Here is a 20,761-nt window from a genome sequence, read left to right on the forward strand (position 1 = left end):
ATGTAACCATGACGACCCTCACCGCATCATCCGAGAACGCACCAAGCCAGGTCACGGCCCAGCGGATGGGCGCGATGCTCGTCGGCATGGGGGTGCTGCACTTCGTCGCTCCGAAGCCCTTCGACACCATCGTGCCCAAGGAATGCCCGGGCAACGCGCGGTTCTACACGCTGGCCTCCGGCGTAGCCGAGGCCGCGACGGGGGTCATGCTCATCGCCCCCCGCACCCGCCGCGTCGGCGCGCTCGCCGCCATCGCTCTGTACATCGGGGTGTTCCCGGCGAACATCAACTCCGTGCGGGTGTTGTGGCACAAGGGGTGGCCCGCCCGGATCGGGACCATCGCCCGGCTGCCGCTGCAGATCCCGATGATCACCCAGGCGCTCAAGGTGTACCGCACCGCTCCTCGGTAGCGGCGCCGAGCAGCCCGGCCAGCTCGTCGGCGTCGGGCAGGGTGTCGGGCGCCACCGTGCGACCGCTGCGCACGTAGTGGAATGCCGTACGCACCAAGTCGGGTGACACCCCGGCCGTCGCCGCCCACGCCAGCCGGTAGACCGCCAGCTGAATGGCGTTCTGCTGCAACGCCTCCTCGGTCGCCGGCGGATCGCCGGTCTTCCAGTCCACCACGGTGACCCCACCGTCGTCGTCGGCGAACACCGCGTCGATCCTGCCGCGGACGACCGTGCCGCCGATCACCATGTCGAACGGCACCTCGACGTCGACCGGCGTCCTGGCCGCCCACGGAGAGACCGCGAAGGCCGCCTGCAATTCGGCGAGACGCTCCGCCTCCGCCAGCCCCAGCTCGCCGTCGACCGCACCCGGCAGGTCTTCAAGGTCGAACAGCCGCTCGGCGTGGAAGAACCGTTGAACCCAGTCGTGGAAGGCCGTGCCGAGCAACGCATGCGGGTCCGGACGAATCGGCACCCGCCGCTGTAACCGGCGCAGCGCACCGTCGGGATCGCGGGCGACGTCCACCAACGCGCTCACCGACAACTGCACGGGCAGCACCGGCGCGGGCCGCACCAGCGCCTGCTCGCGTTCCGCGATAAGTGCGTCGACGTCGGCCGCCCAGCCGTCCAGATCGCCCTCCTCGACACCGCCCGACGGGGCCTCCGTCGGCCCCTCCGACATGGCCCGTCCGACGAGCTCGACGCCACGGTCGACGAAGCCCCGGTCGGCACCGGCTGGGTCGACCGGCCAGACGCGTTCGATGACGTTGTCGCGCAACGGGTTCGACTCCCCCTCGGCGGGCGCAGGAGCCCAGTGCTCGACGTCCCCGCACGGATCCCCTGCGGCGGCGGCCTGGTCGATCACGTCCTTGATCTCGAGAAGGAAGTCCGACGGTCCGCGCGGCTTGGACTCCGTCGCGCCCCAGTGATGACCCGACAGCAGCAGGGTGTCCTCGGCACGGGTGAGCGCCACGTACAACAGTCGGCGCTCCTCGTCGATCCGACGCTGATCGAGCGTCTTGCGGTGCGCGGTGATCTTGTCCGACAACGCCTTTCGATCGTTGACGTCGGAGGTGTCCAGCACGGGCACGCCGTGCTCGGAGACCTCGGCGCGGTCACCGCGCAGCAGTGGCGGCAGGTCACCGGCGTCGGTGAGCCAGGTCCGCGCCGTGCCGGTCGACGGGAACACGCGGGCGCTCAGGTGCGGAACGGCGACGACCTGCCATTCCAGCCCCTTGGCGGCGTGCACGGTCAGGATCTGGACGCGGTCCTTGGACACCGTGATCTCCGCCGGGGCCAGTCCGTTCTCCACCTCCATCGCCGCGTCGAGAAACGCGAGCAGTCCGGCGACCGACGCCGAGGGCCGTGCCGCGAACTCGGCGACGACGTCGGCGAACGCGTCGAGGTGCTCGGTGCCACACCAGCCGGCCGAAACCGTCTGCGTGGCGCGAACTTCGGCGTCCACGCCCAGCATCCATCGAATCTCGGCGATCAGGTCGGGCAGCGGGTGGTGAAGTTGCGCGCGCAACGCGGTGAGCTCGCGGCACAGCGCCACGATGCGGCCGTACCCCACCGGTGAATAGCGGTCCGGGTGACCCGGATCGCAGATCGCGTCGGCCAGACACGCGCTGTCCGCGTCGGGATTGGCGGACGCGACGATGTGCGTCGTCGACGACCGGTCACCGGTGACCTTGCTCGCGGAGTCCAGCTCCACCGCCCGGCGCCAGAGCGCGGTGACGTCGGCGGCTCCCAACCGCCAGCGCGGCCCGGTGACCACGCGGACCGCGGCCGAGCCCGCCGTGGGGTCGGCGGTCAGCCGCAGCATCGCGACCACGTCGGCCACCTCGGGCACCGACAGCAAGCCCGACACTCCGACCACCTCGACCGGAACGCCGCGGGCAGTCAACGCCTCGGCGATCGGCGCGGCGTCGGCGTTGCGGCGCACCAGCACCGCCGTCGTGGGAACGTCGGTGCCTGCGTCGACCGCCCCGTGGTACACCTCGGCGAGTTGGTCGGCGAGCCAATCCCTTTCGACGCTCACGTCGCTCTGCAGCGCGCACCGGACCGTGCCCGGCTGGGCGCCGGGGCGGGGCAGCAGTTCTCGGACGGCCACCGATCGGCGCCGCGCCTCCATCGAGACCGCGTTCGCCAGGTGCAGGGCGCTCGGTGGATTGCGCCAGCTGGTGCGCAGCTCCAGCGTCGGTGCGGGCCTGCCGTCCGAGTGGCAGAAGTCGGTGGTGAACCGAGGGAGGTTGGTCGCCGACGCGCCGCGCCAGCCGTAGATCGACTGGATCGGGTCACCGACCGCGGTCAGGGCGAGATCGTCGTCGACGCCGCCGCCGAACAACGCCGACAGTGCCACGCGCTGGGCATGGCCCGTGTCCTGATATTCGTCGAGCAGCACCACCCGGTAGCGCTGCCGCAGCTGCTCGCCGACCTGAGGGACCGTTGCGGCGAGTCTGGCAGCTGCGGCCATCTGCATGCCGAAGTCCATGACGTTCTCCGCGCGCATCCGCTCGTGCAGCGCGTCGATCATGGGCACCAGTTGGGTGCGTTCGGACTGCACGGTCAGCAGCTTCAACAGCGACTGGTTGGGACCCGTGTCGCGCTGCCGGGGCCCGGCTGGCAGGGTGTGCACCAACCGCTCAAGCTCCACGTGGGTGTCCCGCAACTGGTCGGTGTCGACGAGGTGCTCGGCCAGCTGGCCGGCCAGCCGCAGCACCATGCCGGTGATCGTGGCAGGCGACTTCTCGGTGTCGAGCTCGGGATGGTCGCACACCACGCGAAATGCCAACTGCCACAGTTCGGTTGCACCGATCAGGCGGGTCGACGGCTCCACCGGCAGCAGAAGTCCGTGCTCACGCAGAAGCGTTCCCGCGAAGGCGTGATAGGTGCCGATCGACGGATGCTCGTCGACCTCCGCCCGCTCGCCGGGCACCAGACCCGCACCTGCGAGGCGGGCAAGTCGGGTGCGGACGCGACGGAGAAGCTGACCCGCCGCCTTGCGGGTGAACGTCAGTCCGAGGACTTCGCCGGGGCGGGCGTACCCGTTGGCGACCAGCCACACCACGCGGGCGGCCATCGTCTCGGTCTTGCCCGCCCCCGCGCCCGCGATCACCACCAGCGGACCGGGAGGCGCCGATATCACCGCGGCTTGTTCCTCGGTGGGGGCGAAGATACCGAGCGCGTCGGCCAGTTCGGCCGGGCTGTAGCGATCGGTCACGACCGTCCCCCCAACGCCGCCTGGGCCGGGCACGTCGCCCGCACGGGGCAGTGCGCACAACCGTCGTTCACGCGCGCCACGAACTCTGGGCCCTGCGTCGCGTCCGCGGCCTGCCGGACCCGCTCCTGCCACTCGTCACGCCCCTCGGTGGTCATCGGGTTCTGGTCGCGTTCGGCAGCGCCAGCCACCCCGATCTTGCCGAGGTAGACCAGTCGACCACCCCCGGCCTGGTCACCTTGCGGCAGAACACCTTCCGCGATGGCCAACTGATACATGGCGAGCTGCGCGTGCTGCTGGGCGTCGTCCTTGCTGACCGGGCTCTTGCCCGTCTTGACGTCCACCACGACGAGCCGGTCCTCGGCGTCGCGCTCCAACCTGTCGACCCGGCCACGGACCCGCACGCCCGGCGCGACGAGGCCCTCCACGTCCACCTCGGTGCCCACCTCGGTGAGTTCGTGACGGGTCTGGGCACGCCATTCGAGGAACGCCGTCAACATGGCCCGGTGGCGATCCAGCTCGTTGGCCGCGAACCACGCGGCGTCGAACGGAAGCTCGTCCCACACCGATTCGAGTTCGGCCAGCATCTGGCCCTCCGACTTCTCCCCGTCCGACACCAGCGCGTGAACCAGCGTGCCGAGGGCCGACCGGACGTCGCGACCGTCGTCGCCCCCGTGCCGTTCCAGCAGCCACCGCAGCGGACAGTCCGACAGCGTCTGCAGCGTCGACGGCGACAGCGTCACGACGTGTTCGTCGCCCGACCACAGCGGCTGCTCGGTCGACATCGCCGTGGTGGCGTACCACTGCGCCGGAGCCGACCCTGGCACTCCGGCCTCTGCCAACCGCGCCAATTGCCGTGCCGCACAGAAACGCACGCCGTCTGCCACGACGCCGTCCGGTGCGCAGACCACCGCCCGCAACCTGCCGACCACCGCGGCGGGGGCCAAGACGCGTGGTGCGCGCAGCGGCTCGGCGTCGGCGTCGGGCGGCTCGGTCGCCAAGGCGGCGAGCTCGTCGCAGAACGGGGACGGCATCATCGCGTCGTCGCCTTCGTCACCGTCGACTGCCGTCACCAGGACCCGCGAGCGCGCCCTTCCGAGTGCGGCGATCAACAGCCTGCGCTCCTCTGCGAGCAACGGGGCCCTGGTGGACGTGCCGTCGGCGATCCCGTCGAGGACGTCGACGAGCTGCTGGGTGCCCAGCACTCCGCCGCGCGGAACGACGTTGGGCCACAACCCTTCCTGCAGCCCGGCGACGACGACGAAGTCCCACTCCCGGCCCAGCGACGCGTGGGCCGACAGCAGCGCGACCGCCTCACCGTCACCGGCCGAATCGTCACCGCCGACCGGCAGCACCATCGACCGGACGTGGTCGAGGAAACCCGTCGACGACGCCCCGGTCGTGTGGGTGACGTACTGCTCCGCCACGTCGAACAGCGCGGTCACGCCGTCGAGGTCACGGCCGGCCTGGATCCCCGACGTGCCGCCACGCTCGGCGGCGGCGAGCCACCGCCGCTGCAGACCGGTCTGATGCCATGCCTGCCACAGGGTGAACCGCGGATCGAGCCCCTCGGCCTCGCTGCGGGTCGCGGCGGCCAGCACCTTGCGGACCAGCTTCAGCGCCCTGGCCAACTGGTCAGGCACGTCACCGGCGACGGGCCGGCGCGAGTCGAGGGCGTCGACCAGCAGATCGGCGAACTCCCGCGGTGGGCTGCTCGCGTCGACGCGGCGCAACGTGCGACGAAGCTGTCGCAGCGACACCGGGTCCACCCTGCCGATCGGGCCGGTCAGCAGCGCCAAGGCCCGGTCCCCGTCCAGACCGGCGACGACCACGTCGAGCACCGTCAACAATGCTGCCACGGCGGGTTGTTCGGCCAGCGGACCGATCGAGCCCTGCTGTGCGACGGGAACGCCCGCCACCGTCAAGGCCCGCGCCAACCCCGCACCGACCCGCGGCACCGATCGGACGACGATCGCCATCTGCGACCAGGGCACGCCGTCGACCAGATGCGCGCGGCGAAGCGCGTCGGCGATGACCGCCGCTTCGGCGCGCTCGGAGGCGGCGATCCGGACCGCCACCGATCCCGCCCTCTCGCCAGCCGAGATCAGGTGCCTGGCGTCGTCGACGCCGGGGAGCCGGCTTGCGATGCCGGTGACGGCGCGGGCCACGGCGGCGGCGCACCGATGTGACTCTCCGAGGACGATCGTCGGGTGATCACCGGCGCCGAGCAGGGCCGGGTCCGCGCCGCGGTAACCGAACACCGACTCGTTCGGATCGCCCGCGAGGACGGCGAGCTCGGCGCCGGCGGCCAGCAGCCGGACCAGCAGGGCGGCCTGCGGGTCCAGGTTCTGTGCGTCGTCGACCAGGAGCAGACGGATCCTGGCACGTTCGGCGGCGAGCAGGTCGGGGTCGGCGGCGAAGGCGTCGAGCGCGGCGCCCACCAGTTCGGCGGCGCCAAGCGCCGGGACCGTGGCCTGCGGTGCCGCCATGCCGACCGCGGATCGCAGCAGCATCACCTGCTCGTACACCTGCGCGAACCGTCCCGCCGCCACCCACTCCGGGCGACCCGCGTGCCGGCCGATGCGTTGCAGCACAGCCGGTTCCACGCCCCGTTCGGTACAGCGCGCCAACAGGTCACGCAGTTCGTTGGCGAACCCCACCGTGGCGAGGGCGGGCAGCAGATGCCGTGGCCACGTCACCGATGCGTTGGGACCATCCTCGAGGTCACCGGCGAGCAATTCCCGGATGATGCCGTCCTGCTCGGCGCTGGTGACCAACCGTGGTGGCGGGTCGCCGTTGCGCTGGGCCGCGAGCCGCAGCACCGCGAAGGCATAGGAGTGGATGGTGCGCACCATCGGTTCCCGCACCGCAGCCGGGCCGTTCTCGAGCAGTTGGGCCGTGACCAGGGCGCGAGCCCGGGCGCTGAGCCGCGCCGAACCCGTCAACAGCAGAACGGATTCCGGTGCGACGCCCGCCGCGATGCGCGTCGCCGCCGCGTCGACGAGAAGCGACGTCTTGCCCGTCCCCGGCCCACCGACCAGCCGCACGGTGCCCCGCAGACCGGGATCGGTCAGCACGGTGGAAGTCGGTGCGATGCGGGAAGCGGGCATGGGGACATGTCATCACGGGGGTACGACAACACCCGCTGACCGGCTGCTGGCAGCATCGACGCCGTGAACGACGTCTTGAGCGTGCGCCGCTTCGGCCCGCAGGAACCGCCCCGGATCCTGGCGCTCCACGGCTTGACCGGGCACGGTCAGCGCTGGGAGCACCTGGCGGTGCAGCACCTCCCGGAGTACGCGATTCTGGCGCCCGACCTGATCGGCCACGGCCGGTCGACGTGGGCGGCGCCGTGGACGATCGACGCCAACGTCGACGCACTCGCAAAGCTCCTCGAGAAAGACGCCGACGGTCCGGTGTTGGTGGTCGCCCACTCCTTCGGCGGAGCCGTCGCGCTGCGCCTCGCCGCGACCAGACCCGACCTCGTCGAGGGGCTCGTCCTGCTGGATCCCGCGGTGGGCCTCGACGGCGAGTGGATGCGCGAGATCGCCGACGCCATGCTGGATTCCCCGGACTTCGCCGACCGCGACGAGGCGCGAGCGGACAAGACCTCGGGGTCGTGGGGAGAGGTCGACGCAGCCGAGTTGGAGCGCGAACTCGACGAACACCTCGTCACGTTGCCCAACGGTCGGGTCGGCTGGCGCATCGGCATCCCGGCGGTCATGTCCTACTGGAGCGAGCTGGCGCGACCGGTCGCCGTTCCCGCCGAAGGCACGCCGACGACGGTGGTCCGGGCGCTGAGAACCCAGCCCCCGTATGTCACCGATCGACTCATCGCGACGTTGCGCGCCCAACTGGGGTCCAACTTCACCCTCGTCGACCTCGACTGCGATCACATGGTGCCGCTCGCCAGGCCGGCCGAAACGGCGCAGCTGATCCGCGACCTGGTGGGCTGAGCGATCGCCGCCATCACCGACGAGCAGGTGGAGACCGTCCGCGCGCTGGTGGCCTCGATACCGGCCGGGAAGGTCTCGACCTACGGCGACATCGCCGCTGCCGCAGAGCTTCCCAGTCCCCGAATCGTCGCGTGGATCATGCGGACCGATTCGTCGGATCTGCCGTGGCACCGGGTGATCCGGGCGTCGGGGCGGCCCGCGCCACACCTGGAAACGCGGCAACTCGAGTTGCTGCGGGCGGAGGGCGTGCTCGCCAAGGACGGCCGGGTCCCGCTTGCCGAGGTACGGCACGCGTTCTGACCGACGACCCCTAAAGGATCAGGCGCACCAGTGCCGCCGTGCGCGCCAACCCGGGGAACGCCGCCGCGGTCGAGCGCGGATGCAGCGCATGGACGGCCAACCGGAACATCAACGCGCGCAACAACATCTGCGGCCACTCGGGCAGGGGGGCCCACCGCTCGACGAGACCGTCGTCGGCCTCGCCCCACGCCAACGCGTCGACCACGACGACCCCGGCCGCCCAGGACGCCGGCCGCCAGTAGGGCGTGATGTCGGTGATGCCAGGAGCGGCGGTCCCCGCGAACAGCACCGTGCCGTACAGGTCGCCGTGGACGAGTTGGCTGGGGCTGCGCGTCGGCCGCCGCAACGTGGCCAGCTGGGCGATCAGCTCGACGGAGCGTTGCCCGTCGGACCCACCGGGGGCGACGCGGGCACCGGGCGGCAGGCCGTGCAACGGACGGTCCTCCCACGCGGCGCGGTCGGCGGCGACGAACACGTCGACGTCGGACCACGGCACCGACGGCGGCTGGGTCAGGAACCGCGGGCGCTCCAGCTTGGCCGTCGCTTCGTGGAGGCGGACCGCGGCCGAGACGACCTCGTCGTGGCGGGGTTCCGGCGTTCCGGTGACGAACGTGTCGGCGCGCCACCCGGCGACGACGTAGCGACCGTCGGTCGAGCGGACGGGGCGGGCAAGGCGGACACCGTCGACGAACAACGTTTCGCGCACCTTTGCCGACCACCCCGCGCGGGCGTGCTCGGCGACCATCGACAGCACGACTTCGCCGCAGCGCCAGCCGCCCTCCCAGCTCGAGCCGAGCGGTACGGGGCGAACACCCGTCAGGCCAAACGCCGCCAGGACGTGGTCGGGCGGCATGTCGGCACTCACAGGGTCAGCCTAAGGCGTGGTCCGGCCAACGAGCCGTCAGTACATCACCATGTCGGGTTCGAGTTGTCGCGCCCACGCCACGATTCCGCCCTGAAGGTGCACCGCATCGGCGAAACCCGCCCCCTTCACGGCAGCCAACGCCTCGGCCGAGCGGACACCGGTCTTGCAGTACAGCACCGGCGTTCGGTCGTGCGGCAGCCTCGCCAACCCGTCGCCCGCGTCGATCGTCGACTTCGGGATCAGCTCGGCGCCGTCGATGTGGTTGATGGCCCACTCCACGGGCTCGCGGACGTCGATCAGCGCGATCCGTCGACCGGAGTCCAGCATGTCGCGCAGTTCGCGAGGCGTGACGGTGGAGTCGACGGACGCGTCGACGGCGGCCTCGGACACCACGCCGCAGAATTCGTCGTAGTCGACCAGCTCGGTGATCTTCGGCGTCTCGGGGTCCTTGCGGATGCCGATGGTGCGATGGGTCATGTCCAGGGCGTCGTAGATCATCAGCCTGCCAAGGAGCGTCTCGCCGATGCCGGTGATCAGCTTGATCGCCTCGGTGCCCATCACCGACGCAATCGAGCCGCACAGGATGCCGAGCACGCCCCCCTCGGCGCACGACGGGACCGTGCCGGGGGGCGGCGGTTCGGGGTACAGGTCCCGGTAGTTGAGGCCCCGCCCGTCGGGGGCGTCCTCCCAGAACACCGACACCTGGCCCTGGAAGCGGTAGATGGAACCCCAGACGTACGGTTTGCCCGCCAGCACCGCGGCGTCGTTGACCAGGTAGCGGGTCGCGAAGTTGTCGGTGCCGTCGACGATCAGGTCGTACTGGGAGAACAGGTCCACCGCGTTGTCGGCTTCGAGCCGGATCTCGTGCAGCCGCACCTTCACCAACGGGTTGATCTCGGCGATCGAGTCGCGGGCGCTGTGCGCCTTGGGGCGGCCGACGTCGGACTGGCCGTGAATGATCTGGCGTTGCAGGTTGGACTCGTCGACGACGTCGAACTCCACGATGCCGATGGTCCCGACGCCGGCGGCGGCCAGGTACAACAGCGTCGGTGAGCCCAGCCCGCCTGCGCCGATCACCAATACGCGCGCATTCTTCAGCCGCTTCTGCCCGTCGACGCCGAGGTCGGGCATCACCAGGTGACGGCTGTAGCGGGCGACCTCGTCGCGGGTGAGCTCTGCCGCGGGCTCAACCAACGGTGGTAGCGAAGTGGACAACGGGCCGCCCCTCGAGTCGACGTGGAACCTCGTGACGATCACACCAGGCTCGCCGCCCCAACGGTAATCACTTCCGAGCGAGCGCGAGCGTGCGCCAACTCCGGAATTCGCTGGGCGTGTCGCCCGCAGACGCGCACACTCGCGGGGAAGAAGGCCGGGGATCAGGCGATTGGGTAGGGCCACGGGTTGAACCGGCACGTCTTGCCGTCGGCCTGGACCGACTCCGGATCGAAGCGCGCGTCGTCGTCGTTGCTGGTCGAGAACGTCTGCTGCATCATGACCGGGGCCAACGCACCGTTCTCGGCGCACGGCTCGTGCTTCTGGTACCCGATGGCGTGACCGACCTCGTGGTTGACCAGGTATTGACGGTAAGAGCCGATGTCGCCCTGGAACGGGACGGCACCGCGCACCCAGCGGGCCTCGTTGACGAACACCCGGGACTGGTCGCCCAGGTAGGCCGGGTTGTAGCAGGACGCCTCGAGCGGGATGTCGTAGCCGCAGCCCTCGCGCACCGTCATCGGCGAGGTCAGCGAGACGCGGAAGTCCGGCGTCAGCGTCGGGTCGTCGATCCGGGTGAAGGCGATCTGCGGATTGTGCGTCCAGCTCTTCGGGTTGTCCAGGGTTTCACTGACCATCCGTGCGAACGCCTCGTCGCCACCGACGGCCGTGGTGTCGACGCCGTCCTCCACCTCGACGGTGTAGGTGAACGACTTGGTGGTGCCAACACCGACCTTGGGCGTCGATCCGGGGACCAAGTGCCACGTCTTGGCGCCAGCCTCGGTGAACGGTCCGCCTTCGGGAAGGATTCCGGTCGGCAGATTCGCGTCGAACTGCGTCATGCCCTTCGGCGGGGCACCGATGATCCCCGTACCCGTGGCGCCGATGGTCGGCGGGCCTTGGACGGGTCCTTCCGCGACGACCGGCTTCGGCGCGGTGGTCCCGGTGACGGCCTGGAAGACCACCAACACCGTGATGACGGCCAGGACCGGAAGTGCGTAGGCGCGCCACCCGTAGGTGGAGACGAAACGTCCCAGCCAGGACTGTTTGCGCCAGCGCTGATGGTCGTCTCGGTTGGAGCGCACCCGCCCGCCGGCCTCGGCCAACGGGTCGCGCTGAGCGCGCAACGGTTCCCTGAACTCGTTGCGCAGGACGGGCTGACGACCGCCACCTGCGAAATTCCCCTCGCTGCGCTCGCCCCGGCGACGCCCCGGGTCGTAGGTCACCGCACCAGAATGGCACAGCCGCGCCGAGGAGAGGCTGTGGCGCGCCACCCGCCCACTGCCTCAGATGACACCCGGCCTCGACGACCGGTAGTAGTGTCGGATCGATGACCAGCCGGATAAACGGCTCCCACCGGGGCGGCCCGCAGCGGGCCGCAGTACCAAATCCTGACAGAGGAGTGATGAGCGAAATCGCCGAGAGGAAGGGTGCCCAGTCCGCAGGTGGCGACGGTTCGACCGGAGCGGCCACCGGCGGAAATCGGCGCGGAAACCGTCTGCCCCGCGACGAGCGACGTGGGCAGCTTCTGGTCGCCGCGAGTGAGGTCTTCGTCGACCGCGGCTACCACGCCGCAGGCATGGACGAGATCGCCGACCGGGCAGGCGTCAGCAAACCGGTTCTGTATCAACACTTCTCGTCGAAGCTCGAGTTGTACCTGGCGGTCTTGGAGCGTCACGTCGACAATCTGGTGACCGGTGTCCAGCAGGCGTTGCGCACCACCACCGACAACCGTCAGCGGCTCCGCGCCGCCGTGGGAGCGTTCTTCGACTTCATCGAGCACGACGGCCAGGGGTACCGGCTGATCTTCGAGAACGATTACGTGACCGAGCCTCAGGTGTCGGCTCAGGTCAAGGTGGCCACCGAGGCGTGCACCGACGCGGTGTTCGAGTTGATCAGCAGCGATTCCGGGCTCGAAGCGCACCGGGCCAGGATGATCGCCGTCGGCCTGGTGTCGACGAGCGTGGACTGCGCGCGCTACTGGCTCAACTCAGACCGACCGATCTCCAAGGAGGCCGCGGTCGACGGCACGGTGCAGTTCGCCTGGGGCGGACTGTCACACGTGCCGCTGACCCGCTTCTAGCTGAGCTTGTCGGCCACCGCCGCGGCCGTCGCTCCGATGCCGAAGCCGACTCGCCTCGAGTCGGCGGCGCCGATTTCGATGTAGGCGATCCTGGTGTTCTGAATCAGGTAGCGACGACCCTTTTCGTCGGTCAGTGCGAGCACGCCCGAGTCCTTGCCGAGCGCTGCCGTCACCAGCTCCTCCACCTCAGCAGGGGTGGACGCGCTTTGGAGCACCAGCTCGCGCGGACTGTCGGTGATGCCGATCTTGACCTCCACGTGAACCCTTTCCTTCGATGGTCTTTCCCTTGAGAAGGCTAGTGGACGGTCTGCGCCCTGCGCGCTGGCGGTGGCGGCACTTCGCGGACAGCGCAGCGCCGCCCGGTTCGGCGTCGCACGTCACGGGCCGTGAGCCAACCGAGGCCGGACCGTGATCTGACCCCAGGCGCGTCAACCTCGTGCGTCACTTGAGCCTCGTTAGCATCGCCTGACAACCATGAAACGACTCACGGGATTGCGGTAATGGACAGGCCTTACGGAACGTATTCGAGGACGTCGACGACGGCACGCAACGCCGGAGCGACCAGCACCCGCGGCCCCCGGCCGGGCGGGTTCACCGACGTCGAGACCGACATCGTCGACGGCGGCGCGGCGTACCGGCGCCGGGCCGATTCCGGTTACGGCTCGTCATCGGGGTACGACTACCGATCCGGCTACGGGTACGGCCAGCCCTCCGGCGGCAGTGGCGAGGTCCACGACTACGACGCCTATGACTCCTATGGCGCCACCGACGACCATGACGACTACCTGGACGACGACGTCTACGAGTACGAAGAACCCATCGACCGACGGTGGATCTGGGTCGCCGGGGTCGCCGCCGCAATCCTGCTCGTCGCCATCATCTGCACCGTGGTCATCCTCGGCGGCGGCGACAGCGGCTCGGTGTCCAAGACGATCGCCGCGCCGACCCCCACCACGGCAGCCCAGGATGCCGTCCCCAGCCCGATCACGAAGGCCCCGTCGGTCGTCACGTCGGCTCCTCCCCCGCCGCCGGTCGCCTCGCTGTCACCGGAGACCGTCACCACCGTCGCCCCGACCCCGCCCGTCGGCAGCCCGCCCGTCGGCGCCGCACCGGCACCCGCCGAAGCCGCCCCGGTCCCGGCCGTCTCGCCACGCACCGTCACCTATCAGGTGAACGGCACCCGGTCACTGCTGGACTTGGTCACGGTGGTCTACACCGACGGCCAGGGCGCACTTCAGACGCAGTTCAACGTCGCGCTGCCGTGGGTGCGCTCGGTGACGCTGGATCCGGGAGTCGAGCTGACGTCGGTCACGGCCACCAGCCTGACCGGCAAGCTGAACTGCTCGGTGACCGATGCGAACGGCGTGACCCTGGTCTCCCAGAACAGCGGGTCGATGATCGCCACCTGCACCAAGTAGCGACCGGACCCCACCTCGTCAGCCGAGACCGAGTTCCCGGATCCTGGCGTTGTGGGTGTTCTGCAGGCGGTCGAAGAATTCGGTCAGCTGACCGATGCCCTCACCGCTGGACACGACGAAGTCGACCAACTCGTCGTGCTCGGCCAGCACGTACTGCGCCTGCGTGATGGCCTCGCCGAGCAGTCGCCGCGACCACAGCGCGAGCCGATGGCGCTGCTTGTCGCTGGCGGTGACCGCGGCCTTCACCTCGGCGACGACGAACTGCGAGTGCCCCGTCTCCGACAGCACCGCGCGCACGACGTCGGCCGCGTCATCGGGTAGCGCGTCGGCGATCTCAAGATAGAAGTCGGCGGCCAGGGCGTCGCCGATGTAGGTCTTCACCAACGCCTCGAGCCACGTGCTCGGCGTGGTCAGCCGGTGATAGTTCTCCAACGCCGAGGCATACCTGGTCATCGCTGAGACGATGTCGACGCCGCGCTTGGCCAGCGCCTCACGAAGGATTTCGTAGTGGTTCATCTCGGCCGCCGCCATGCTGGCCATGTTGATCCGGCCCGCCAAGTTCGGCGCCATGCGCGCCTCGTCGGTGAGCCGGTAGAAGGCGGCCACCTCGCCGTAGGCCAGGAGTGCAAACAGCTGGTCGACGCCCGCATGCCGCGTCGGCGTGGGGGTCACCGTCTGCTCGGGCGAGGCCCCAGGCTGCGTCGGAGTCATGGCTCGACTCTAGACGGGCAAGGCACCTCGATCGGCGCGGCGACCGCATCGGATTCCCGGCCAGCTATCATGGATGACGGAAGCGGCACGTCTCCTACCCGCTGCTACCAAGAAATGTGCGTGCACGTGTCGGTCCGCTTCTCACCGAAGCCGAGGCCCCCAACGTTCCTTAGTCGAACTCGTGTGCGCGTGTGGACGCCGCGAGATTGACAAACGAAAGGTTACGTCGGCAAACGCATGACTTCACTCACCACTAACCCCAACGGCCCGGAATCCGACGCAGCGACTCCCGACATCGTCGTCGTGGTCGAAGCCCCCGAGGCAGCACCCAAGACCACCACCTTCGCCGAGCTCGGCGTGCGCGAGGAAATCGTGCGCGCGCTGGCCGAAGGCGGCATCGAACACACCTTCGCCATCCAGGAACTGACCCTCCCCCTCGCGCTGACCGGCAACGACCTCATCGGTCAGGCCCGCACCGGCATGGGCAAGACCTTCGCCTTCGGCGTACCGCTGCTGCACCGCATCGTCACCGACGAGACGCGGCCGCTCACCGGCATCCCCCGCGCCCTCATCGTGGTGCCCACCCGCGAGCTGTGCATCCAGGTCTACGAGGACCTCGCCAACGCCGCGAAGTACCTCAGGGTCGGCGACCGCAAGATGGCCGTCACGTCCATCTACGGCGGCCGCCCCTACGAGTCGCAGATCGAGGCCCTCCAGCGCGGAGTCGACGTCGTCGTCGGCACCCCCGGCCGGCTGCTCGACCTCGCCCAGCAGGGCCACCTGCAGCTCGGCGGCCTTTCGGTGCTGGTGCTCGACGAGGCCGACGAGATGCTCGACCTCGGCTTCCTTCCCGACATCGAGCGCATCCTCAAGCAGACCCCGGACGACCGCCAGGCCATGCTGTTCTCGGCGACGATGCCCGATCCGATCATCACGCTGGCGCGCACGTTCATGAACCAGCCGACGCACATCCGTGCCGAGGCACCGCACTCGAACGCCACCCACGACAGCACCGAGCAGTTCGCCTACCGCGCCCACGCGCTGGACAAGGTCGAAATGGTCGCCCGCATCCTCCAGGCCGACGGCCGCGGCGCGACGATGATCTTCACCCGCACCAAGCGGACCGCCCAGAAGGTCGCCGACGAACTCGCCGAACGCGGCTTCAAGGTCGGCGCCGTCCACGGCGACCTCGGCCAAGCTGCTCGCGAGAAGGCGCTCAAGGGCTTCCGCAACGGTGACGTCGACGTGCTCGTCGCCACCGACGTCGCCGCCCGCGGCATCGACATCGACGACATCACCCACGTCATCAACTACCAGATCCCCGAGGACGAGCAGGCCTACGTCCACCGCATCGGCCGTACCGGCCGCGCGGGCAAGACCGGCATCGCGGTCACCCTCGTCGACTGGGACGAGCTGCCCCGCTGGACGATGATCGACAAGGCCCTCGGCCTTGACAACCCCGATCCACTCGAGACGTACTCCAGCTCCGCGCACTTGTACGAGGAGATGAAGATCCCCGCCGAAGCCACCGGCTCGATCGGCCGCGGACCGCGCTCCCCCGAGTCCAAGGACCGACCCAAGCGCGAGTCCCGCGACGGCGAAACGCGCGAGAGCAGCAGCGACCGGCCCGCCCGCAACCGGGATCGCGACCGCACCAGACAGCGCACCCGCGGCGCCGCCAAGTCGACGACCGAAACGGTCGAGACCACCGAGGCCGGCCAGGCCACCTCGGCCTCCGGCGACACCGAGACGGCACCCGCAGGCGACTCCACCGGCCCGGCCAAGCGTCGCCGCAGGCGCCGTCGTCCCAGCACGTCCGCCCCGACCTCCGCCAGCTGACCGGGGCGCCCACCTCCCGATGGTTCAACCGGAACGCCGCACCAGGGGCGACTTGCTGGCGGCCGCTGCGATCGTGGTGGTCCTCGCCGTCGCCGCGGGGTTGATCTGGTGGAGCAGTGACGCCAGGGCAACGCTGAGCAAGCCCGCCGCCGAACAGGTCCCCGCGCTGAAGGCCGCTCGCGACGTCCCGACGTCACTGCGGGAAGCGTGGACGGCCGCCAGCCCGAAGACGAGCAGGCCCGTCGTCGCGGGCGGTTCCGTCGTCACCGGCGACGGGACCGAGGTCGACGGGCGAGACCCGGCCACCGGAAACGTGCTCTGGAGCTATGCCCGCGGGGTGCCGCTGTGCGGTGTCACCTACGTCTACAACGACGCCGTCGCGGTCTACCCCGACGACCGGGGCTGCGGCCAGGTGACGACCATCGACGGGCAGACCGGGCGCCGGCACTACTCCCGCACCGCCTACGCCGATCCGGCCGTGACCCTGTCCTCGGACGGCTCCACCGTGTTGTCGGCCGGTGACAGCCGGATCGAATTGTGGCGCTCCGACATGGTCCGGATGATCGGGTACGGCACGCTCGACGCCAGGATCAAGCCCGACGTGCCCGCCCAACCGCTCTGCGGCATGGTGTCCGCGGCGGCGAGTTCGACCGCGGTGTCGGTGCTGCAGAAGTGCCCCGGCCAGGCGGACCTGCGCCTCACCCTCCTCGTCCCCGCCGACCAGGAAGACGAACCCACCACCAAGATCGTCCAGCTACCCGGCGTGCCCGCCGACTCCGACGCCCGCGTGATCGCCGTCTCCGACACCACGACGGCGGTCTACCTTCCGACGCCGACGCCCGTCGTCAACGTCGTCGACGACACGGGCACGACCATCTCCAGTACCGCGCTGCCGGGGCCGGTGTCGTCTCACGCCGTCGCGTCTCGCGCCGGTGACCTGGTGACGTGGTGGACCGGCGACGCGGTGATGGTCTTCGAGGCCAACGGCCTGAAGTACAAGTACACCGTGACACCGGTCAACGGGCAGGCGCCGGTCGGACCCGCGACCCTGATGGCGGGCCGACTGCTGGTTCCCGTCACCTCCGGCTACGACGTGTTCAACCCCGAGACCGGCGCCGGCGAATCGCACATCGCCGTGCAGCGCCCGCCGAGTCAGACTGCGGTCATCCCCAACGTTGCGGGCACCACCGTGCTCGAGCAGCGCGGCGACACCCTCGTCGCACTGGCCTGACTACACCTCTGGGGTGAACGTCGGCAGCGCCTTGCCCGACTTCCAGTGCTTCAGCAGCGCGGCGGCGAGCTCGCGATAAGCCATGGCGCCCTTGTTCTTTCGACCTGCCAGCACCGAGGCACCCGACGCGCTCGCCTCGGCGAAGCGCACCGTCCTCGGGATCGGCGGCGCGAGCACCGGCAGCTGGTAGCGGTCGACGACGTCGAGGATCACGTCGCGACTGTGCGTGGTCCGCGAGTCGTACAGAGTGGGTAGCGCGCCCAGCAGAACCAGGTCGGCGTTGGTGATCTGCTGGACGTCGTCGACGGTCCGCAGGAACTGCCCGACGCCTCGGTGTGCGAGCGTCTCGCACTGCAGCGGCACGATGACGTCGTCGGCGGCGGTCAAACCGTTGAGGGTCAGCACGCCGAGAGACGGCGGGCAGTCGACGATGACGACGTCGAAGGGATCGGTACTGGTCGCCAGTTTCGCCAGCGCCCGCTTCAACGCGTACTCCCGCCCGGCCCGCATCAACAGCATCGCCTCGGCACCGGCCAGGTCGATGTTGGCGGGCAGCAGCGTCATGCCCTCCGGTGTCTCGAGCAGCGCGGTGTCGGGCTCCACGTCGCCAAGCAGCACCTCGTGGATGGACACCGCCAGCTTGTCGGGGTCGTGACCAAGGGAGAACGTCAGCGATCCCTGTGGGTCGAGGTCGACGAGCAGCACGCGCCGGCCCTGCTCGGCCATCGCCGCACCCAACGACGCCACCGTCGTCGTCTTGGCAACCCCGCCCTTTTGATTGGCGACTGCCAGTACTCGCGTCATATAGTCCCGTCGCTTCGCTCGCCCTAACCCCGTTCATCCTGGCATGCCTGCGGACCATCGCGTCCGGCACGAGGCAGAATCGCCGAGGTGGGTTCCTCCGAACGGCACCGCTTGATACTGCTCCGACACGGCGAGACCGAATGGTCGAAGACCGGTCAACACACGAGCCGAACCGAACTAGACCTCACCGACGAGGGCCGAGAACAGGCCAGGCTGGCCGCAGGGGCACTCGCGGACCTGCAGTTGCGCGATCCACTGGTGATCAGCAGCCCACGACGCCGCGCGCTGGTGACGGCCGAACTTGCCGGACTAAAGGTCGACGAGGTGTCCGACCTCCTTGCCGAATGGGACTACGGCGATTACGAGGGCACGACCACCGAGGACATCCGCAAAGCAGTGCCCGACTGGCTGGTATGGACGCACGGCTGCCCTGGTGGCGAAACGGTCGCGCAGGTGTCCCGCCGTGCCGATGAGGCCATCGCGATGGCCCTGGGGCACATGCGCCACCGCGACGTGGTGTTCGTCGGGCACGGTCACTTCTCCCGCTCGGTACTGACCCGCTGGATAGAGCAGCCGCTGTACGAGGGCATTCGATTCTCGATGGCCGCCGCGTCAGTCGGGATCTGCGGTTACGAACACGGGGTCCGGCAGATCACCGCGCTGGGCCTGGCTGGCCACGTCAATCCGTGCCTGCCCCGTTGACCGTCGAACCGACGTTCGTCATGGCCGGCCGCGACGGCGTCCTCGTCGCCGACGGCGTGGCCGGGTCGTATCCCGCCCTCGACGACGCGCGCGCGGCACTGGCCGCTGGCGAATGCCCAATGATTCTGGGTGCCTTGCCCTTCGACGTCACCCGTCCGGCGGCGCTGATGAGCCCGACCCAGATTCGCCGCACCGACACGTTGCCCGACCGGACCACCCCGACGATGCCCGCGGTCCGCATCACCGAGACCGTGCCCGCCCCCGAGGAACACCGCGCCCGCATCGCCACGGCACTCGAGCATCTGCGGGACCCCGGCTCTCCGCTGCACAAGGTGGTGCTCGCCCGCGCGCTGCACCTCGTCGCCGACGACCCCATCGACCCCGGTGCGATCATTCGCCGTCTTGCCGAAGATGCTTCGGCAACAACGTATTTCGTCGACCTGAGTACGGCGGGCGGAAGCTTCGTCGGCACCGCACTCGTCGGAGCCAGCCCCGAACTTCTGGTGGCCCGGCACGGCGACGTGGTGACCTGCAGGCCGTTCGCCGGGTCGGCGCCACGCTCGGCCGACCCCGAGACGGATCGGGCCAACGGCGCCGCACTGGCCGACTCCGCGAAGAACCTGCACGAGCACCGACTGGTGGTCGACCAGATTCGGGGGGCGTTGCAGCCGCTGTGCGTCGACCTCGACGTCGCCCCCATCCCCGAGCTCAGCAGCACATCCGCCGTCTGGCACCTGAACACCCCGATCACCGCCCGGTTGCGCGATTCGTCGGTCACCGCACTGGATCTCGCGATCGCACTACACCCCACCGCAGCCGTCGGCGGAGTGCCCACCGCCGAGGCCGTCGACCTGATCTCCGAACTCGAAGGTGATCGTGGCTTCTACGCAGGCGCCGTCGGATGGTGCGACGAGCGGGGCGACGGCACGTGGGTGGTGTCCATCCGCTGCGCCGAGTTGTCGGCCGACCGCCGCGTCGCCGTCGCCCGATCCGGCGGCGGCATCGTCGCCGAATCAGATCCGGATGACGAAGTCGCCGAAACCAATACGAAGTTCCGCACCATTCTGACCGCGTTGGGAGTGAGGACATGAGCGTGACCATTCGTCGGGCCCGACCCGGTGACGAGGTCGAACTGGTCGCCATGGTGCGAGAACTGGCCGAGTTCGAGCACGCCGCCGAAGAGTGCACCGTCACCGAGAGTCAGTTGCACGCGGCGCTGTTCGGCGATCCAGCCACGGTCCAGGCATACGTGGCCGAGGTCGACGGAGAGCCGGCCGCCATGGCGCTGTGGTTCTACAACTTCTCCACCTGGGACGGCGTCGCAGGCGTCTACCTGGAGGACCTCTTCGTCAGGCCCGGCTTCCGCCGTCACGGCCTCGCCCGCGCCCTACTGTCGACGTTGGCCCGTGAATGCGTCGACAAGGGCTATTCCCGGCTGACCTGGGCCGTGCTCGACTGGAACTCCAACGCCATCGCCCTCTACGACTCCGTCGGCGGCCGGCCACAAACCGAGTGGATCACCTACCGGGTGACCGGTGACGAGTTGACGGCGCTCGCCGCGGGCCCCAACGGGGCGACTCCTCAGTCCTCATCGGACTGAGCCAGCCACTGCACTGCAGATGGGCTGAACAGCAGCGCCAACCCGGCCGCGGCGACGAGCGCGACGGGAATGCCGTAGGACCATTGCTGCGAGCCCACGGCGATGTACCACGCCACCGGCAGCAGCAGGAGCTGCGCGAAGACCGCAATGCCGCGACCCCACCGCCGCCCCGTCCACAGCGCCCACGCCGCGGTGAGCACCGCCGCGCCCATCACCACGTACCAGAGCGCGGTGCCGTAGCCGCTGATCGACACCTCGTGGGCACCTTCGAGCGCGCGGACGACGAACACCACCGCCACGACCACCAGTGCGAGGCCCTCCAACGCCACGAGGGCGGCCGCCAGACGAATGGTTGACGGCGAAGGCACGATCAC

At 69.8% G+C, this 20,761-nt stretch carries 19 protein-coding genes; 10 read left to right on the plus strand and 9 right to left on the minus strand.

Annotation, left to right across the window (positions count from 1 at the left end):
- Positions 1-8: 8 nt before the first annotated feature.
- A complete protein-coding gene (locus tag B1790_RS12465; RefSeq protein WP_079923527.1) occupies positions 9-410 on the plus strand; it encodes a hypothetical protein in 402 nt (133 codons plus the stop codon).
- Here B1790_RS12465 and B1790_RS12470 read toward each other — a convergent pair.
- Complete coding sequence (locus tag B1790_RS12470) at positions 382-3,669, minus strand: ATP-dependent helicase (protein WP_079923724.1); 3,288 nt, start codon at positions 3,667-3,669, stop codon at positions 382-384. The genes B1790_RS12465 and B1790_RS12470 overlap by 29 nt on opposite strands.
- Entirely contained in the window at positions 3,666-6,776 is a 3,111-nt protein-coding gene (locus tag B1790_RS12475; RefSeq protein ID WP_079923528.1) for an ATP-dependent DNA helicase, read from the minus strand. Before B1790_RS12475 ends, B1790_RS12470 begins: the two co-directional genes overlap by 4 nt.
- Positions 6,777-6,839: 63 nt before the next feature.
- On the opposite strand from B1790_RS12475, the gene B1790_RS12480 reads away from it, so the two are divergent.
- Positions 6,840-7,622, plus strand: a complete 783-nt coding sequence (locus B1790_RS12480; RefSeq protein WP_079923529.1) for an alpha/beta fold hydrolase — start codon at positions 6,840-6,842, stop codon at positions 7,620-7,622.
- A 3-nt stretch (positions 7,623-7,625) separates the two neighbouring features.
- Positions 7,626-7,922 carry an MGMT family protein gene (locus B1790_RS12485; RefSeq protein ID WP_056555920.1) on the plus strand — a complete coding sequence of 99 codons (297 nt, stop codon included), beginning with the start codon at positions 7,626-7,628 and terminating at the stop codon, positions 7,920-7,922.
- 10 nt (positions 7,923-7,932) lie between these two features.
- On the opposite strand, the gene B1790_RS12490 is transcribed toward B1790_RS12485, so the two are convergent.
- The 3 genes from B1790_RS12490 to B1790_RS12500 all read right to left on the minus strand — a co-directional run bounded on the left by B1790_RS12490 (position 7,933) and on the right by B1790_RS12500 (position 11,225).
- Positions 7,933-8,787 (minus strand): TIGR02569 family protein, encoded by an 855-nt coding sequence (locus tag B1790_RS12490; RefSeq protein ID WP_079923530.1) that lies wholly within the window; start codon positions 8,785-8,787, stop codon positions 7,933-7,935.
- Between the two features lie 36 nt (positions 8,788-8,823).
- The gene (gene moeZ / locus B1790_RS12495) at positions 8,824-10,002 is read right to left on the minus strand and encodes an adenylyltransferase/sulfurtransferase MoeZ (RefSeq protein ID WP_079923725.1); all 1,179 of its coding nucleotides are present in this window, start codon (positions 10,000-10,002) and stop codon (positions 8,824-8,826) included.
- A 161-nt stretch (positions 10,003-10,163) separates the two neighbouring features.
- Entirely contained in the window at positions 10,164-11,225 is a 1,062-nt protein-coding gene (locus tag B1790_RS12500) for a DUF3152 domain-containing protein (protein WP_079923531.1), read from the minus strand.
- A gap of 179 nt (positions 11,226-11,404) precedes the next feature.
- Between B1790_RS12500 and B1790_RS12505 the strand changes: the two genes are divergently transcribed.
- Positions 11,405-12,082 carry a TetR/AcrR family transcriptional regulator gene (locus tag B1790_RS12505; protein WP_079923532.1) on the plus strand — a complete coding sequence of 226 codons (678 nt, stop codon included), beginning with the start codon at positions 11,405-11,407 and terminating at the stop codon, positions 12,080-12,082.
- Here the strand turns inward: B1790_RS12505 and B1790_RS12510 are convergent.
- Positions 12,079-12,339 (minus strand): DUF3107 domain-containing protein, encoded by a 261-nt coding sequence (locus tag B1790_RS12510; RefSeq protein ID WP_079923533.1) that lies wholly within the window; start codon positions 12,337-12,339, stop codon positions 12,079-12,081. The two genes, B1790_RS12505 and B1790_RS12510, sit on opposite strands and share 4 nt — an antisense overlap.
- Positions 12,340-12,582: 243 nt before the next feature.
- Between B1790_RS12510 and B1790_RS12515 the strand changes: the two genes are divergently transcribed.
- Entirely contained in the window at positions 12,583-13,500 is a 918-nt protein-coding gene (locus B1790_RS12515) for a hypothetical protein (protein WP_079923534.1), read from the plus strand.
- Positions 13,501-13,518: 18 nt separating this feature from the next.
- Here B1790_RS12515 and B1790_RS12520 read toward each other — a convergent pair whose 3' ends face one another.
- Positions 13,519-14,211, minus strand: a complete 693-nt coding sequence (locus B1790_RS12520) for a ferritin-like fold-containing protein (protein WP_079923535.1) — start codon at positions 14,209-14,211, stop codon at positions 13,519-13,521.
- A 237-nt stretch (positions 14,212-14,448) separates the two neighbouring features.
- Between B1790_RS12520 and B1790_RS12525 the strand changes: the two genes are divergently transcribed.
- Together B1790_RS12525 and B1790_RS12530 are read left to right on the plus strand one after the other, a co-directional pair.
- Positions 14,449-16,050 (plus strand): DEAD/DEAH box helicase, encoded by a 1,602-nt coding sequence (locus B1790_RS12525; protein WP_079923536.1) that lies wholly within the window; start codon positions 14,449-14,451, stop codon positions 16,048-16,050.
- Positions 16,051-16,069: 19 nt separating this feature from the next.
- Positions 16,070-17,281: a PQQ-binding-like beta-propeller repeat protein gene (locus tag B1790_RS12530; RefSeq protein WP_079923537.1), complete on the plus strand. Its 1,212-nt coding sequence runs from the start codon at positions 16,070-16,072 to the stop codon at positions 17,279-17,281.
- On the opposite strand, the gene B1790_RS12535 is transcribed toward B1790_RS12530, so the two are convergent.
- Positions 17,282-18,085, minus strand: a complete 804-nt coding sequence (locus tag B1790_RS12535) for a ParA family protein (protein ID WP_079923538.1) — start codon at positions 18,083-18,085, stop codon at positions 17,282-17,284. It lies immediately after the preceding gene.
- An 87-nt stretch (positions 18,086-18,172) separates the two neighbouring features.
- Between B1790_RS12535 and B1790_RS12540 the strand changes: the two genes are divergently transcribed.
- The 3 genes from B1790_RS12540 to B1790_RS12550 are packed head-to-tail and all read left to right on the plus strand — an operon-like array spanning position 18,173 to position 20,387.
- Entirely contained in the window at positions 18,173-18,787 is a 615-nt protein-coding gene (locus tag B1790_RS12540) for an acid phosphatase (RefSeq protein ID WP_079923539.1), read from the plus strand.
- Positions 18,784-19,878, plus strand: coding sequence for an isochorismate synthase MenF (locus B1790_RS12545; protein WP_079923726.1), 1,095 nt, complete (start codon positions 18,784-18,786; stop codon positions 19,876-19,878). The genes B1790_RS12540 and B1790_RS12545 overlap by 4 nt, the downstream gene beginning before the upstream one ends.
- On the plus strand, positions 19,875-20,387 hold the full coding sequence (locus tag B1790_RS12550) for a GNAT family N-acetyltransferase (RefSeq protein WP_079923540.1): 513 nt from the start codon (positions 19,875-19,877) through the stop codon (positions 20,385-20,387). Before B1790_RS12545 ends, B1790_RS12550 begins: the two co-directional genes overlap by 4 nt.
- Here the strand turns inward: B1790_RS12550 and B1790_RS12555 are convergent.
- The gene (locus B1790_RS12555; protein WP_079923541.1) at positions 20,369-20,761 is read right to left on the minus strand and encodes a hypothetical protein; all 393 of its coding nucleotides are present in this window, start codon (positions 20,759-20,761) and stop codon (positions 20,369-20,371) included. The two genes, B1790_RS12550 and B1790_RS12555, sit on opposite strands and share 19 nt — an antisense overlap.

It is taken from the genome of Mycobacterium sp. AT1 (assembly GCF_002043095.1).
Classification (GTDB): Bacteria; Actinomycetota; Actinomycetes; order Mycobacteriales; family Mycobacteriaceae; genus Mycobacterium.